Origin of the sequence: Acinetobacter sp. 809848 (assembly GCF_000581275.1) — a bacterium.
Taxonomy (GTDB): Bacteria; Pseudomonadota; Gammaproteobacteria; order Pseudomonadales; family Moraxellaceae; genus Acinetobacter; species Acinetobacter pittii.
The window spans coordinates 15,727-30,208 of record NZ_JEXG01000010.1 but is presented as its reverse complement, the minus strand read 5'-3'; the positions used below and the strand labels follow the sequence as shown (position 1 = coordinate 30,208).

Below are 14,482 nucleotides of genomic sequence, written 5' to 3'. Positions count from 1 at the left end.
GAAATTTTATAATATTAATAGAAGGATAAAATATAAATATTCTGGCTTAGTCAAAATAGTAAAAAAGCGCTTATTAAAAGACTATTCCGACAACTTTTGATTAATTATTAAATAAAATAGAATCCCCCAGCCCCAACCCAACATACACCTAAGAACCCCAATATTATTAAAAAACAAAATTAATGTTAAAAAAGAGTTATTTTTTAACTCTTTTTTATTTAGGAATTAGTGAATTTACGGATTATTTTTTACTGATTTAAAGCACTAAAAATTTCTTCTAAAGTTACTCCAATCGCAAGTATTTCACTATCCTGATGAGGTAAACCATCGATTTCCAATCCAATTGGTAGTTTCGATTTCACTCCCTTTCCAATGGGTAAACTCAGCCCTGGTAATCCGATATTACTGCCGGGGTCTGTATTTCGAATTAGTGTTTGGAAATTCTCAATTGAACTGACTTGTTCGTTTGCGAGTGGCGCAACAATCGGTGAGGTCGGCAATAATAAAGCATGTAAGTTATGCGCTTTAAATGTGTTTTGGTAGAGTTCAAGCAATTGAGGACGCGCTTCACTGATGGCCTTTTCATAAAAAGGTAAAACAGGAACAAGTTGCCCAGTCTGATCTTGAATTAATTGGGGAAGAATATTCTGTTTAAAAATTGCCTGAACATCTGGGCTTGAGATTTGATCAACTACAGTCTCTAAGGTGAGGTCTATATGATGAAGTTTTAAATATTGAATAAGGTCATATTTGCCTTCATAGACGACCACAGGAAATGAAATAGCGTGATTAAGTTGTTCTAAATTCGGCATATCGACAGGAATAATTTCGACTCCCGCATCTTTTAAAAGCTCAAGTGCAATATACGCCTGTTTATGAACGTCTTCATCTAAATGATTCCAAAAATATGAATTAATACCGAGCCGAATTTGATGAGGCTGTAATGGTTCTTTCTTTGGTTCTTGAGTAATAAGCTGATCAATTAAAATAATGTCAGATACGGTGTGTGCAATAGGGCCAGCTGTATCGCGAGTATGTGAAATTGGGGTAATACTTTCTTGGGAATATCGTCCTACCGTGGGACGAAAGCCGGCACAACCATTTAATGCACTTGGCAAACGAATTGAAGCACCAGTATCTGTACCAATCGAAATCGGGACCATTCCCGCTGCTACGGCCACAGCACTACCTGAAGAAGACCCACCAGCAATATGCAATGGATTTACGGCATTTCGTGTACCGACAACGCCTTCAATATGCATAGCAATATTATAACCTGTTACCCCAAACGCCAATTCGTGCATATTGGTTTTACCAACAATAATCGCGCCGTGATCAATAAGTTTTTGAATAATCGGCGCGGAGCTTTGAGGCTTAAAATCAACTAAAGCTGGCGTACCTGCACTATTAGGGAAACCTGCAACATGAATATTATCTTTAACCGCAATTAAAATACCCATTAAAGCTGGACATGATTTTCCACTAAGCAGGTATTTATCCCAATATTGAGCTTGTTGAATTGCTGAAGCTTTATCTGTGCTAATAAATGCATTTAAAGATTGCTGTTTTTCAATAGAATCGAAGTAATGATGCACAAGCTCTTCACAAGATATTTTTCTTTCATGAATCAATTGAGTAATGACATCAACTGAAGCATTTGCTAAACCCTGTAACTCAATCCAATTATTTTTTTCAACTGCATTTGACATGGTGACTTAAAATCCATTTAAGTTGTGATCTTAAGAACTTAGTACAAATTGCTTATTCATTCGCATCCTTAAAATTGAGGATTGTTTTTGTTTTAATGTTGAATGAGTAAAGCCATTTCAGTGCGATTATTGCAGCCTATTTTTCTAATAGAATTATTCAGATGAGTTCTCAATGTGGTAAAGCTGATACCAAGTAAATTTGCCACATGTTTGTCACTTAAACCCTTAGATACCAAACGAACTATTTCTTGTTCTCGTGGAGTCAGACCATATTGTGTAGATAAATCTAGTGGTAAGGCTTGGGTAAAATAAGGTTCAAGCAGATTTAATATTCTTTTTTCACGCTCACCAAACATATTAGCGTCTTTTGCACGCCAAATACGTAAATCGCCAATATCTATGCCATTTCGGACAAAATAAATATTTATGCCGTGATACAAACCATAGGTTCTCAAAAACTCATTGTAATAGCTGGTTTTTTTAAGGTCTGCGAGAGTCATGACTTCATTTACAAATGTTGGTTTTTGACGTTTGCGAAGCTGTGCCGTAATCGGATCATCAAATTGCCAAACACACTCATAGTCCTCCATCGCTTTTGGGTCGATTTTCCATATTACGCCTTCTTTCGATAAGTTATGCGTTGAATCCCAAATATAAGACGCGGCAAAATCAGCCCGCAACAAGATGGTAATATCTGCAATGATATTTTCACGTAAATTGTATTGCCCTTTGCCTGAACCAAGTTTCCACAATATTTCAGAAAACAATGTAAACTCAGAGGGGCTAAAATCCTTTTCAAAAAGTACGGTCATCGTCTACCTATTTAACGAAATCCATCGAATTTTAAGAAGATCGGTTAAGTGCTTCCTTTGAGCTTAATACCAATCCCATCCTTTTCTATAACATATCTATTTTTTGATTTGGTAGTATGAGATAACGACACTTGTTTAAGGTCGTTATCAGCCTTGTAGACCATATTTAAATTAGAAGCGCTCAGAGTTATCCTAGCTTTTAATATGTTTTTATCTAATCACTTTACTTATAAAGTCATACCATTTTTGACATAAATAGTATTATTGAAATACTTAATTCTGTTCAATAACACATGGCCACCAGTATCTTCGCAGAATATTCCAGAACCATCTCTATCAAGTTTTATTGTTGATAATCCAAGACCGAATGAGGGCTTTAATAACCTGAGCAAGCTAAATAGTGTTTAGCAGTGAATTCATTCACCTGATCTTTTTTAATTGATGGAGCAGTATAAGTTGGCTGGGTATAAGCATCTCTTACTATATCTTTTATTAGGTCTTTATCCTCTTTTTCTTTAAATGCTTTATCAACAATTTCCAGTGCTTCAAGAATTGGGGCTCCATTTTGTCTTGTTGTCATGAAAAGCTGAGCCAATTGGGCAATTTGGATGCATTTTTTCTCATGCTCTTCCTCAGTTATTCTTGGAACTGTTCCAGCAAATACGGATTTTGTCATTCCAATTATTAATAGAAATATAGTTACTTTATTCATTTAATTACCCATCATTATTAATGAGTAAAATTTACCAGTTCAGAAGGTTAAAAACCACCTTTGAAGTAGTAATTTTTATTAATAAAGACTATTAGTTAACTCATTTGAAAGCATGAAATGTACTATTTGCATTTTTCATTATTCAACAAAATAAGCTTTTCTTTTTTCCCAAGTTTATTTATATAAAATAGTTCATATTGATGATTATTCACTTTCATATATTTAGGATAAAATACTCCATCGCACCAAATCTGAATACCTTCATCAGTTTTAATAAAATCGATCACTTCATTTTCATCTTCAATTGGTGGTTTCACAAGTACCTTGAGTGTAATTGATGTATAAAATGGACTTGTTGATCCTTCTATAATTTCAATAGAATCATTGGCTTTATAAGGAAAAGTACTTTTTGCTCCTTCATTTCCAATTTTAAAAAATTCAATTGCTTTATCAAGATCTCTATATTTAAAGTCTTGTCCAATAATCCCAAGTTTTATAAGTCTGCCATCTGCATCAAAATTATTATTTGCTAACGTACTATGGCTAATAGCTAATAATAGTAAAGCAATTAAAAGTCTAAGCACTTAAACACCCTCTTATTTAAGGGTAATTTAACAAGTGATTAATTATGATTCAATATAAAACTGCTATCTCTAGCGGTTCTATTTTAATCAAAGTCGCTAGAAGAATTATCAACATCCAATCTAGCACTTATTATTAAATAATACTCGAAATGAATACATCTCAAGAAAAACACCGTAGTGTGCTTCGCATATTGCTTGGATTAATTCCCATCCAAAACTATCAGTCTGAATCAAAATAATATGCTGATGCATTATTTTCCCCAACTTTTTCCCAAGTTGCAGCAAGAGAGAGTTCGTTCTCAACAATAAAAGCGCTAATGAAGAATGTAAATTAAAAATAAAAATGAAACCCACTCATTGAGTGGGCTTTTTTATTACTAACCGTTTTGCCTGAGGTGGTCTTGGAACTCTTGGTCGTGTATTTTGTCGTAATTAACAGGGTCGTAAACGCATCCAGTTAAAACAACAATTACAGCAAGTACAGCAACCAATTTTTTCATTGAAACAGCCTTTCCTTTAACGCAAAAGATTTGCTTTAAGTATACTCCTCGATAGCCATTTTGATTGGACATAATTAAGGCAAACAATTGTTATTTTTAAATTATTGCCGTGCTTTAGCCTATCATTTGATTTTTTTAGCAAGATCAAATCAACGGTTAATACAAAACTTAAGCCTCAGTCGCTAAATACCAGTTTTTCCAAGAACTGGTTCCTCTGGTTTCAATAGGCACAGTTGGAATCAGTTTTTCTTTTAATATTTCGGTTTGTTCAACCGCTTTGGCAAGTCTTGCTTTTACTGAGTGAATACATTCACGGTCACCAAATTCACAGCGGTCTAAAGTTGTACCGCCACAAGGCCCATTGGCTAAACCTTTTGGACATGTTTCAGGGCAAATATATAAAGTGTCGCCTAAACGGCACTGACCACAGCTTTCACAGCCCACTAAGCTATGTTTACTCAGCACTTCTGTTTTAAGTAGGAGTTTGGCAACCAAAGTATTTTCCCAAAATGTCGCTTTAAAAATAAAACGTCCGACACCTTTAGCGATTTTTGATCCAAACATTGCTTCATGCATAACATGTAGCTGGCGATATTTAATTAATTGTTTAGAGGTTGGCTGACGCGAAAACCGAGCAATTTCAGGCGAAAACTCTTTGCCTGTCGTGACTTGCCAAAGTGAATTCCAAAGCTCTTCTAAAACTTTAAGCTCCAGATGTCTGTATTGCTCAATGTAGCTTTCAAGCAGCATTTGCTCTTCTGGCTTATGGCAAGCAGATAAATGAATTCCTGCAAATCCTAAGTGTTTACATATCAAAATCTGTAAAGCACAGCGTAAATAAACGCGGTCTGTATGCCCTGCCTGTTTTTCATCTGCCAATACTTTTAACATGTGTGGAGTAATCACAATACCCGCGACTTTATGCTTCACCATAAAATTGGCTCGGCCCAAAGTCAGAGGCATCACACAAGCCAGTATTTGCTGCGAATAATTGTTCTTGGTTAAAAATGATTTGACTTGTTTTAAGGCTTCAATGTCATAGCCCAATTGCGTAATGATAAAGTCTGCACCTGCTTTAATTTTCTTATGCAGTTTTAAATACTGTGCATCACGCTCAGCTTCGACATATTTAAATGGATTAAAAGCAACCCCAATACGAAACCCGCCATGTTGCTTGGCAGCCATTACGGTGTTTACAGACTCTAAGTAACGACTACGAGGCTGTCCATCTCGACCATTATGGTGTTCTTTGAGTTTATCGCCTGTAAGCAATAACAAGTTTTGAATATTGGCTGTTTGAGCTTGCTCTAAAAAATGCTCAAAGTCTTGTATGTCTCGGGCCTTACCTGAAAAGTGTAAGACTTTATCGATTGATTCAGGGTAACTTTTGCTGGCCTCAAGCGGCGCAATATCATGATCTGAATGTACGCGATCTGCCAATGTCATTGCAGCCGGATACCCTGCAAACTCATGTCTTACAGGATAAATTTCATGTAGTGAAGTGAGGTACTCCACCAACACAAAAAACTGGTTTTGCTGGAAGCAGGGAGAAACGTGTGACATAGGCAAAGCGCTTATCAAAACATGACATCAATCATAAGCGCGGCATTATAAATCAAAGTGCATCAAGATGCGCTAGTCAGAAAGCTCATTGTTTTGCTTATCTTCACCCTCTTTATTTCTAGGTAATTCGAGTGAACGTGGGAATATAAAATCGAAAGAATCGAGTGCATAGCGGTAAAGCTGAGCTGGTCGTTTGCCTACAATTTTACTGTGGTTGGTTTCTTCAACTGCACCTGCTTCTATCATACGGCGTCTAAACGCTTTTTTATCTAAGGATTGCCCAAGAATAATTTCATAAATAGTCTGTAGCTCGGTCAGTGTAAATAACTCGGGCATGAGACTAGCTGGCAAAGCGGTATAGCGAGTTTTATTGGTTAAACGCTCTAATGCCAAGTTAAGCAATTCATTATGATCAAACGCCAATGCGAAATCTTGTGCTTTTGCTACAGGCACCCATTCGCTGTATTCAGCTAATGCTTGATGTTGATATGCATTAAAATCGATTAAGGCAAAATACAAAATGGTTACGGCCCAACCACGCGGGTCACGTTTGGCATTACCCACAGAGGCAACTTGTTCCAAATAAGGTGAACTAATTCCTGTTTTTTCCACTAGCTTACGATAAGCCGTGGCCATCAAGTCTTGGTCCTGGGTTAAATCGGCAAAACCGCCGGGTAAAGCCCATTGGTCTTTGGCTGGAAAGTTGGGCCGCTTAATGAGTAATACCTGCAACTGACCATTACATACCGAGAAAATAGCCATATCGACCGTGAGTAAAGGTGCGTCATAATCTCGGCGATCATAACTGGCAAGGAATTCTTGTTCAGTTTGAATAGTCACGTTCAGTCTCTCAATGAAAATGATGAGCCGATATTCATGCAACGGCTCATCTAAACTCAGTTATGCGATGGATAAACTCTCACGTATTTGATCCAAAGTACACTCATATTGAAGTTTACCATTTTCAAAGACTGTTTTAAGTGCTCCACCTTGTTCTTGTTCGACTGTTTGCTCATCAAACAAGGTAAAACCATTTTCACTTTCTTCGATGCGTAAAAGACCTTTCGCAGATTTTTTTACACCTGAGTCAGTAATTGGGTCTTTAAACAACTCACGGCCTACCCCATTCACTTGTCCCCAAGTCGCTTTCACAGCAAATCCAAAAGTATCGCGAGTTAAGTAGTTATAGGTAAAACTGCCAATCCCAAACACCAAGTTGTTTGAAGCAAAACCTTTGGTTTCTAACCCTTCTAAAATTCGCTGCGCACGCTCTAGAGTAATCGAGTCACCATAAATTAAACCGACACGTTCATTCAGTACTTTATAGCCTTGGTCTGTCGTTGTACCACCAAATACTTCCCATAAACATTCAACCGCGCCTTTGTAAGCTGGGCTGCCGACTTCGGCATCTGGGTCACCACAAATAATTTTGACAGGGTCACCAGAGTCAGGACGGAAAACCAATTTAGCTAAACCTAAAGCATTCGGTTGTCTTGCCAAAATTTCAGGTTTTAAAGCCACCGTAAACTCGGTAATCACTCGCCAAAAGTCCCAAGTATCAGACACGACACTGACAACACCCGACGGATAAAGTTCGCAAATTAAACGCTTAAATGTTTCTAGCTCACTGTCTTCTGTGCCCATACACATCACACTGTGTTCGGTCGCTGGTACAGATACCCCAATCACCCCTGTGGCATTGTAATATTCTTCTGCATAGTCAATTGAAGCAACCGAGTCTGTTCCAATAAAACTGGTTAAGTGGCCAACGCCAGATTGTGCAGCATCATAAATTCCACTCATACCACGGCTACTAAAATCGTGTCCTTGTACAGGTACAAAATCGAGTGGTGCGCCAGTTTTTACGGCATATTGTGCTAATAAACGTTTGTATTCATAGGCAATTGTGGCCGTAGTACAGCTTTTCCAAAGTTCAGCACTTAACACCGTTTCAATATAGTTCGTTAACCAAAAGAAACGCGGGTCGGTATTAATTACGGTAAGCACAGGTACACGCATATTGACGCGGCTACCCTCTGGCAAAGCTTTAATGCGTAATGGTAAATAACCCAAATCGTGTAAAGCTTCAATATGATCGACTGGTACTGCGCCTTCACCTAACGAACTATCCATACGGCGTTTATATGCTGCCACTACCTTGTCTTTAGGTTGTTTGAAAAAGCCTTCATTCCATGTATCGATTAAAAAGTGTTTGATAAAACCCTGAAGACCAAAGAACACCACTTTATCGTCAAAGTCAGGCAACATTTTAGCGAGTCGAGATGAACGCGGCGTAAAGTTGGCATACACGTACTCCGTACCTGCTGGATACTGACGTCTGTGATCAGCTTTATAAAAATCGATAGCGTTTAATGGATTAAGTTTAATCGTCATCTTTGTTCTCTTTATTTTGCTGCAAAAGCAATTACTGAAATTTTGTCTGATGGTTGTTGTGGAAAGCTGTCTGAGGTAAATAGTTGATCTAGCAGTCCATCAAAAACCTCTATACCTTTACTAAAAATACCGTGGGTCACATATAGAACGACCTTATGGCAATTGAGGCGACGGAGTTCTTTAGCAATACCAATAAAGGTTGCACCGCCATCACAAATGTCATCGGTAATGACCGCTGTTAGGCCTGATAAATCCGTTGCATGTACATGTGTACCTAAAATTTTGCCAGTCACTGGGTCACGTTTTTTATCACACTGAACAATAGTGATGGGTTGTTTGCGCTCGCGATTAAAAGCATCTGCAACCATTTGTGTACGCGCTTTTGCGCCTTTGTCTGGGCAAACCAGCACTGTTTTTTCATCTTTTAACAATGTGCTTAGCGCTTCACTCTTTGCGATGATGTCGACTGAACTGATGTTTACAACTTCGCTAAAAGAAGTATTGGCAGCGAGTAAGGCTGCCGTTACTTCACTATGACAGTCCCAAACAGTGATCTTGCCTTGTTTGCCCGCTTTTTTTTCTGCATTGATGTTGAGTAACTTCGTCATCACATCAAGCGAGAACGCTTGGCCTACTGCACAAATACGGTCCTGACGTGCATATGGAAAATATGGAACTTCTAGGTCAATGGTTAAACCCTGAGTCAGCAATATATTTTCAAGTAACAAATAGTCCATCACATCGTGACTTGAGGCCATCTTTGCACGGATCAATACCTTGCCAGATAGTGAATTCAATGTTTTCTCATCAATTTGAACATGACGCTCGCCACCAGAAAACTGCGTGAATTTCACTGGAATTGCATTTCTTGCCGCATCTAAAAGCTGGATAGCCATATCATCCTCTTTTTGTCTGATGACCTTCGATGAATATATAGTGGCACAAAGCCACTATATATTGCAAGTCTAATTTTTAAACTTTTTTCAAAGTCCTTTAAGACATAAAATTTGCAGTTTTAGAGCGATCAGATATTCAGTTTTTAATTAAATTCATTATTTAAGTTGTTAAAATAAATATTTAATTTACAAAAATCATTACAAGTAGAACCATGATTAAAAGTAGCGGATATAATTTTGCTCGCCATAAATCCGGTAGTTTTGAAATAAATTTTTCTGAAAAATATAGCCCGATCCATGTTCCCACAACCAAGAATAATGCAGCTTCAAACCAGATCAGACCAATGAATCCGTTGGGGGTCCATTCAGATTGCCAAAGTGACAATAAACAATAGGTAAGCGTTGCGGTTAAAGACAAAGGTAAGGTGAGAATATTTGCCATAGCCGCGGCCTCTGCCATAGAACTACCCCGCCGCCGTAATAAAGGAACTGTCATTACGCTTCCTCCAACACCTAAAAGTGCTGCAACCCAGCCAATAATTCCACCTTTAATGAGTTCACTGTTTTGAGTATAGTTTTGCTTTTGCGCTGATGCCACCATAAACCCTGGTCGGTAATAACAATCTATAATGGTTATGAACACATAACCCATAAATATCCAGCGAAGCCAGTTTCCATTAAACAATGAAGCCATTACCGCACCGACAACTCCACCCAGTGCGATCCCACCCCATAAAAAACGGATCTTTTGCCAATCTATATGTCCAGACCGATAGTGCCGAAAGGTTGCAAAACTTGCCGAGCACAACATGACAAATGCAGATGTGGCTACGGCGATTTGCATGGCATGTATGCCGACATTACTTTCGTTGCTCCACTTTTGAAGAATGACGGTGTAAAGCAAAGGCACAGCAACAAAACCACCGCCAAAGCCAAATAACCAAGTGGTGACTCCCGAAAGTAGTCCAAATAAAAATAGCTCATATAGCATCGTTATCTTCCTCACGTTTATAGAGGCATGATATAAAATAGCTCTATGGCAAACTAACGTAGAAAAGCCATCTTTTTATTTGTTTAAGCCAAAAAAATATGCGTAATATTCCAGTTAACGACGTAGACCATCTACCACAAGCAGTTCTAGCATTAGGATCAGACTATCCAGCTGATACCTTATTAGATACGCATAGCCATCGTCGTGCCCAGTTCTTATATGCACCCGAAGGCTTGATGAAAGTTGAAACTGAAGATGGACAGTGGCTCGTGTTACCGTACAGCGGTGTATGGATACCCGCTGGCAAACCACATCGGGTATGGCTATCTAAAGTCAGTACTTATAGTTTGTATATAGAAGTGAGTAATGCCCCAAGACAGGCAAACTACTGCGAAGTCGTACAAGTATCACCGTTACTTCATCAACTGCTCATTCAGGCTAATCAGCTACCTGTTGACTACCAGCATTCAGGACGTGACGGCGCTCTTATCGATTTATTGTTATATGAGTTAGAAGCTGCACTAGCCCTACCTCTATTTATTCCATTGCCTCACAACACCTTACTATCTAAACAATGTGCCGAGTTTATGCAGCATCCTGATATTCATAGTAGTCCTAAAGATTGGGCACATGAACACAATAAAAGTGAACGGACTTTTCACCGCTGGTTTAAGTCTGAAACTGGCATGTCCTTTCAGGCTTGGCGTAATCGAGTCTGCATCATCTATGCTTTAAATGCGTTAAAAGCAAATATCTCAATTACTGAAATTGCTTTTAGCTTGGGCTATGAACACTCGGCAGCTTTTACCGCAATGTTCAGTAAAATTATGGGTTATCCGCCTACCCATTTTCAAAAAAGATTTCATGCGCATGATAAAGCACTATAAAGATTTACTCATGTGAATGGTGTCATAGGTCTCAATCCACTCACGTTTAATCAAATCAAAGCCTTGGAGCCGCCAAAATTCTTCAGCCGCTGGCAAAAATGGATGGGTATGCAAATACAAACTAGTAATAGCATGGTTTTTGGCATGGCTAAACAATATGTCACATAGCTGGGTCGCGATGCCCTTACGTCGGTATTCAGGCAATACAAATAACTTAACGACCTCAACCGTATTAATCGGCAAATTTAAATCAAAACGATGGTCATAAGCTCGATATGCAATGGTGCCAATAATGCGGTTTTGATCTTTTACCGTAATAAAGCAGCCCAATGGGTCATGGACATAATGTTGCTCAAAATTTTGTAAATCTTTGGGAACTTGCCCATGATAGATTTCTGGGAATAACAACTGTCTTGTATAAAGTGCAAACTCTACCGCAGACTCATAGTCTACTTTGCCCACTACTTGATAATTCAACATATTCATAGCCAAGAATGATCAGGTATCACAATCGTTTTGTCTTGAATCATGGCTTCATGAAACTCAACATCGTAGACACTTTTTAAAAACTTTGGATCAGTTATTCGTGTTTTTGACTCAGGCTTAACCACTTCGTGTTGGCGCATAAAAAACAGATGATCTGCAAATAAAAAAGCTAAATTGGGATCATGCATAATCGCAATCACCGTAAAATTTTGCCGCGATAACTGACGCAACTTTTTCATTAAATAAGACTGGTAATAAACATCGAGATGATTGGTTGGCTCATCGAGCAAAATGACTTTTGGGGCTTGCACTAAAATACGGGCAATCATGACCAATTGTCTTTCGCCACCCGATAACTCGGTATAAGGACGGTCACGCAAATGCTCGATGTCTAAATCAAGCAAAGCTTGGTCTACTCTTTCCCAATCTGACTTTGAAGGCCTATATCTGCTGAAAGCGGCACGCCCTGTAATCACTACATCTTTAACCAGAAATGGAAATACGGTTTTATGAAACTGCGGTAAAAAGCCGAGCAATGCAGCCCGATCTTTACCTTTAAAGTCCGATAATGGTTTTCCAGAGTAACGGATTAATCCATCTTTTACGGGTTCTAGACCCGCCATCAGCTTAAAAAGTGTCGATTTTCCGCAGCCATTACGTCCTAAAATGACGGAAAACTGATTTTCAGGAAACTCCAGATGAATATTTTTAAGAACCTGTTTATGCCCATAGGCATAATTTAACTGATCAATTTGAATCATGCCCAATGAGTCCTCTGAGTTTTCATTAATAATAAGAAAAATGGCGCGCCAAGTAGCATGGTAAAAATACCAATCGGTATTTCAAACGTAAGTAAAACCCGAGAAAAGTTATCAATCAACAGTAAAAAACTACCGCCCAACACCATATTGGCAGGAATACTATAGCGGTGATCTGGCCCAACCAACATTCTCACAATATGCGGCATAAAGAGCCCATATAGACTAATAATGCCTGCAGCGGCTACAGAAGTTGACGTACATACTGTGACTAGAGCAATTAAAAGCAGTTGTTCCCATCTTGGGTTAACACCCACAGCCTGCGCTTCTTCAGCACCAAGTGCCATTAAGTTTAATCGCCAACGCATAGCAAATAATCCGGCAAGGCCAATACAGATCGGTAGCACGGCATATTGGACCTTTTGCCAAGACGCCTGATGTAAGTTGCCCATGGTCCATTGCACAATGGCTTGCAGTTTAAATGGATCGCTTAGGTATTGAATAACCGTAAGACCTGCCAAAAACAGCCCCGAAACAATCATGCCCGATAAAATTACCATCACTAAAGACGTCTGGCTTTCATGTTTTTGATGTGCAAATAGATACGTTAAGCCAACAGCACAAACGCCAAAAACAAAGGCGGATAGATTTGGCGAAAGCCAACTTAAAGAAAGTGCTAAAGCTGCACCAAACGCCGCACCAGATGAAATACCAAGCACATAAGAATCGACCAATGGATTACGAAACAAGGCCTGCAAGCCATTACCTGCGGTTGCTAATGCAGCTCCCACCATAAAGGTCAGTAAAATTCTGGGTAATCTGACATTTACCAGAATGTTTTGCATCAGCCTAAATTGTTCTGCATCAAAATAAGGTGTACCAAAAACTGCTTGTACACCCCACAGCGTATAGTCCCATGCACTCAAGGTCTGAGTTGGCCCAATAAGCAGCGAGATAAAAATCATGAGGAAAGGTAAAGGGTAAAACCAATAATATTTCAGTTTTTCCATATTTATTGCACCAACGTTTTTGCAAGGTGCTCACCATACAACTTAGTTAAAATGCGCTGTTGTAAAGCACTTACAGGTAAATCGGAGTTTTCGGGATAAATACTATGATTCAAATAAATCGCCGTAATAATAATTTTGATGGTGTGTGGGTTATATATAAATGCAGGACTCAAATTAAATACCTTTCGGTTTTGCACAGCGCTTAAACCCTGTAATTCTTTTCGTTCATAAATTAGTTGGGGGTTGGTATTCCAAAGCACAATATTGTCGGGGTTCCATTCAATTAAAGTCTCGGGATTTACATTGGGTTGATTCGTATTGGTCTGAACAATGTTGTAAGCACCCGCCAGCTCAATAAAGTCATTGGTAATCGACTGACGTCCCGAGGTAGAAAAAATTCGGCCACCAGACCAAGCATAGTAAATAGATTGTTTATTTGGCTGACGTGCCGTTTTGGCTGCAACCTCCGCCACAATTTCATCAGAGAAATTTAAAATTTGCTGAGCTCGCTTTTGGGCGCCGCTCAGAATAGCAATTTCAGAAAGTTCTTCTTTCACTTGCTGGTAAGTACTGGACTCCATGACATATACAGCAATGCCAAACTGCCGTAACAGCTCAATTGTTTGAGTCTGCCCGCTCCCTACAATTACTAGATCAGGTTTTAACAACACAAGACTTTCAATATTGGTTGCATTTGCCCCTTGTGAAGGCGTCGCAAGCTGCTTATTGGCAATACGCTTATCTATTTTTGAATAGGCATTAAACAATAAAGGTTGGATGTATACTTCGGCCGGGATGCCAATCACTTTGTGGCCTTGCCCTAACATATAGAGGCCATCTAAACCCGACTCAAACAAAGAAACAATTCTTTGGGCGGGTTTGGCTACACAGACTTTTGTATTTGTACTATCAAAGACACATATCGAATGGGCTGCTAACTTTTCTTGCGCTTTACCACTTTGTTCAGATGAAGAACATCCACATAGAATGAGTAAAGTGAGTAATGAAGTGAATAACTTCATTACGGCATACCTTGCACAAATACAGTGCATAATAAGAAGATGTGCCTATTTGGTGCATTTTTCATATGAAAAAACACCATAAGTGAGCAAGACGGTTTGAATCATGGTTAATACAGCGGTCAAATTAAATGTAATAGCTAAGATATTAAAGAGTAAGC

General features: G+C 38.8%; 15 protein-coding genes and 1 pseudogene. 1 reads left to right on the top strand and 15 read right to left on the bottom strand.

Going from position 1 to position 14,482, the window contains the following annotated elements:
• Positions 1–248: 248 nt before the first annotated feature.
• The 11 genes and pseudogenes from iaaH to J536_RS11745 all read right to left on the bottom strand — a co-directional run bounded on the left by iaaH (position 249) and on the right by J536_RS11745 (position 10,161).
• A complete protein-coding gene (gene iaaH / locus J536_RS11785; protein WP_032062982.1) occupies positions 249–1,709 on the bottom strand; it encodes an indoleacetamide hydrolase in 1,461 nt (486 codons plus the stop codon).
• Positions 1,710–1,801: 92 nt separating this feature from the next.
• The gene (locus J536_RS11780; RefSeq protein WP_032062981.1) at positions 1,802–2,521 is read right to left on the bottom strand and encodes a response regulator transcription factor; all 720 of its coding nucleotides are present in this window, start codon (positions 2,519–2,521) and stop codon (positions 1,802–1,804) included.
• A gap of 122 nt (positions 2,522–2,643) precedes the next feature.
• A pseudogene (locus tag J536_RS26150) lies at positions 2,644–2,892 on the bottom strand (J517_1871 family lipoprotein); the annotation flags it as partial.
• 5 nt (positions 2,893–2,897) lie between these two features.
• On the bottom strand, positions 2,898–3,233 hold the full coding sequence (locus J536_RS11775; protein ID WP_032062980.1) for a hypothetical protein: 336 nt from the start codon (positions 3,231–3,233) through the stop codon (positions 2,898–2,900).
• 122 nt (positions 3,234–3,355) lie between these two features.
• Positions 3,356–3,817 carry a hypothetical protein gene (locus J536_RS11770; RefSeq protein ID WP_032062979.1) on the bottom strand — a complete coding sequence of 154 codons (462 nt, stop codon included), beginning with the start codon at positions 3,815–3,817 and terminating at the stop codon, positions 3,356–3,358.
• 377 nt (positions 3,818–4,194) lie between these two features.
• Positions 4,195–4,317, bottom strand: a complete 123-nt coding sequence (locus tag J536_RS26420) for a hypothetical protein (protein ID WP_013197824.1) — start codon at positions 4,315–4,317, stop codon at positions 4,195–4,197.
• A 168-nt stretch (positions 4,318–4,485) separates the two neighbouring features.
• Positions 4,486–5,880 carry a methylenetetrahydrofolate reductase C-terminal domain-containing protein gene (locus J536_RS11765; RefSeq protein ID WP_032062978.1) on the bottom strand — a complete coding sequence of 465 codons (1,395 nt, stop codon included), beginning with the start codon at positions 5,878–5,880 and terminating at the stop codon, positions 4,486–4,488.
• A 72-nt stretch (positions 5,881–5,952) separates the two neighbouring features.
• Positions 5,953–6,720 (bottom strand): NUDIX domain-containing protein, encoded by a 768-nt coding sequence (locus J536_RS11760; protein WP_032062977.1) that lies wholly within the window; start codon positions 6,718–6,720, stop codon positions 5,953–5,955.
• Between the two features lie 60 nt (positions 6,721–6,780).
• The gene (locus J536_RS11755) at positions 6,781–8,274 is read right to left on the bottom strand and encodes a nicotinate phosphoribosyltransferase (protein WP_032062976.1); all 1,494 of its coding nucleotides are present in this window, start codon (positions 8,272–8,274) and stop codon (positions 6,781–6,783) included.
• An 11-nt stretch (positions 8,275–8,285) separates the two neighbouring features.
• Positions 8,286–9,170 (bottom strand): phosphoribosyltransferase family protein, encoded by an 885-nt coding sequence (locus J536_RS11750; RefSeq protein WP_032062975.1) that lies wholly within the window; start codon positions 9,168–9,170, stop codon positions 8,286–8,288.
• A gap of 181 nt (positions 9,171–9,351) precedes the next feature.
• Positions 9,352–10,161 (bottom strand): sulfite exporter TauE/SafE family protein, encoded by an 810-nt coding sequence (locus tag J536_RS11745; RefSeq protein ID WP_032062974.1) that lies wholly within the window; start codon positions 10,159–10,161, stop codon positions 9,352–9,354.
• Positions 10,162–10,259: 98 nt separating this feature from the next.
• Here J536_RS11745 and J536_RS11740 point away from each other — a divergent pair, with 98 nt between their 5' ends.
• A complete protein-coding gene (locus tag J536_RS11740; protein WP_032062973.1) occupies positions 10,260–11,048 on the top strand; it encodes an AraC family transcriptional regulator in 789 nt (262 codons plus the stop codon).
• On the opposite strand, the gene J536_RS11735 is transcribed toward J536_RS11740, so the two are convergent.
• The 4 genes from J536_RS11735 to J536_RS11720 are packed head-to-tail and all read right to left on the bottom strand — an operon-like array spanning position 11,043 to position 14,324.
• Positions 11,043–11,534 (bottom strand): GNAT family N-acetyltransferase, encoded by a 492-nt coding sequence (locus J536_RS11735; RefSeq protein ID WP_032062972.1) that lies wholly within the window; start codon positions 11,532–11,534, stop codon positions 11,043–11,045. The two genes, J536_RS11740 and J536_RS11735, sit on opposite strands and share 6 nt — an antisense overlap.
• Positions 11,531–12,295 carry an ABC transporter ATP-binding protein gene (locus J536_RS11730; protein WP_000614440.1) on the bottom strand — a complete coding sequence of 255 codons (765 nt, stop codon included), beginning with the start codon at positions 12,293–12,295 and terminating at the stop codon, positions 11,531–11,533. Before J536_RS11730 ends, J536_RS11735 begins: the two co-directional genes overlap by 4 nt.
• Positions 12,292–13,302 carry a FecCD family ABC transporter permease gene (locus tag J536_RS11725; RefSeq protein WP_081404125.1) on the bottom strand — a complete coding sequence of 337 codons (1,011 nt, stop codon included), beginning with the start codon at positions 13,300–13,302 and terminating at the stop codon, positions 12,292–12,294. The genes J536_RS11730 and J536_RS11725 overlap by 4 nt, the downstream gene beginning before the upstream one ends.
• Positions 13,303–13,304: 2 nt before the next feature.
• Positions 13,305–14,324: an ABC transporter substrate-binding protein gene (locus tag J536_RS11720; RefSeq protein WP_032062970.1), complete on the bottom strand. Its 1,020-nt coding sequence runs from the start codon at positions 14,322–14,324 to the stop codon at positions 13,305–13,307.
• Positions 14,325–14,482: the final 158 nt, after the last annotated feature.

What these genes read in the sequence shown, in the direction of transcription:
- iaaH (WP_032062982.1), bottom strand. Translation starts at nt 1,709, where the DNA reads ATGTCAAATGCAGTTGAAAAAAATAATTGGATTGAGTTACAGGGTTTA.
- J536_RS11755 (WP_032062976.1), bottom strand. Translation starts at nt 8,274, where the DNA reads ATGACGATTAAACTTAATCCATTAAACGCTATCGATTTTTATAAAGCT.
- J536_RS11740 (WP_032062973.1), top strand. Translation starts at nt 10,260, where the DNA reads ATGCGTAATATTCCAGTTAACGACGTAGACCATCTACCACAAGCAGTT.
- J536_RS26420 (WP_013197824.1), bottom strand. Translation starts at nt 4,317, where the DNA reads ATGAAAAAATTGGTTGCTGTACTTGCTGTAATTGTTGTTTTAACTGGA.
- J536_RS11735 (WP_032062972.1), bottom strand. Translation starts at nt 11,534, where the DNA reads ATGAATATGTTGAATTATCAAGTAGTGGGCAAAGTAGACTATGAGTCT.
- J536_RS11730 (WP_000614440.1), bottom strand. Translation starts at nt 12,295, where the DNA reads ATGATTCAAATTGATCAGTTAAATTATGCCTATGGGCATAAACAGGTT.
- J536_RS11750 (WP_032062975.1), bottom strand. Translation starts at nt 9,170, where the DNA reads ATGGCTATCCAGCTTTTAGATGCGGCAAGAAATGCAATTCCAGTGAAA.
- J536_RS11720 (WP_032062970.1), bottom strand. Translation starts at nt 14,324, where the DNA reads ATGAAGTTATTCACTTCATTACTCACTTTACTCATTCTATGTGGATGT.
- J536_RS11725 (WP_081404125.1), bottom strand. Translation starts at nt 13,302, where the DNA reads ATGGAAAAACTGAAATATTATTGGTTTTACCCTTTACCTTTCCTCATG.
- J536_RS11780 (WP_032062981.1), bottom strand. Translation starts at nt 2,521, where the DNA reads ATGACCGTACTTTTTGAAAAGGATTTTAGCCCCTCTGAGTTTACATTG.
- J536_RS11745 (WP_032062974.1), bottom strand. Translation starts at nt 10,161, where the DNA reads ATGCTATATGAGCTATTTTTATTTGGACTACTTTCGGGAGTCACCACT.
- J536_RS11775 (WP_032062980.1), bottom strand. Translation starts at nt 3,233, where the DNA reads ATGAATAAAGTAACTATATTTCTATTAATAATTGGAATGACAAAATCC.
- J536_RS11765 (WP_032062978.1), bottom strand. Translation starts at nt 5,880, where the DNA reads ATGTCACACGTTTCTCCCTGCTTCCAGCAAAACCAGTTTTTTGTGTTG.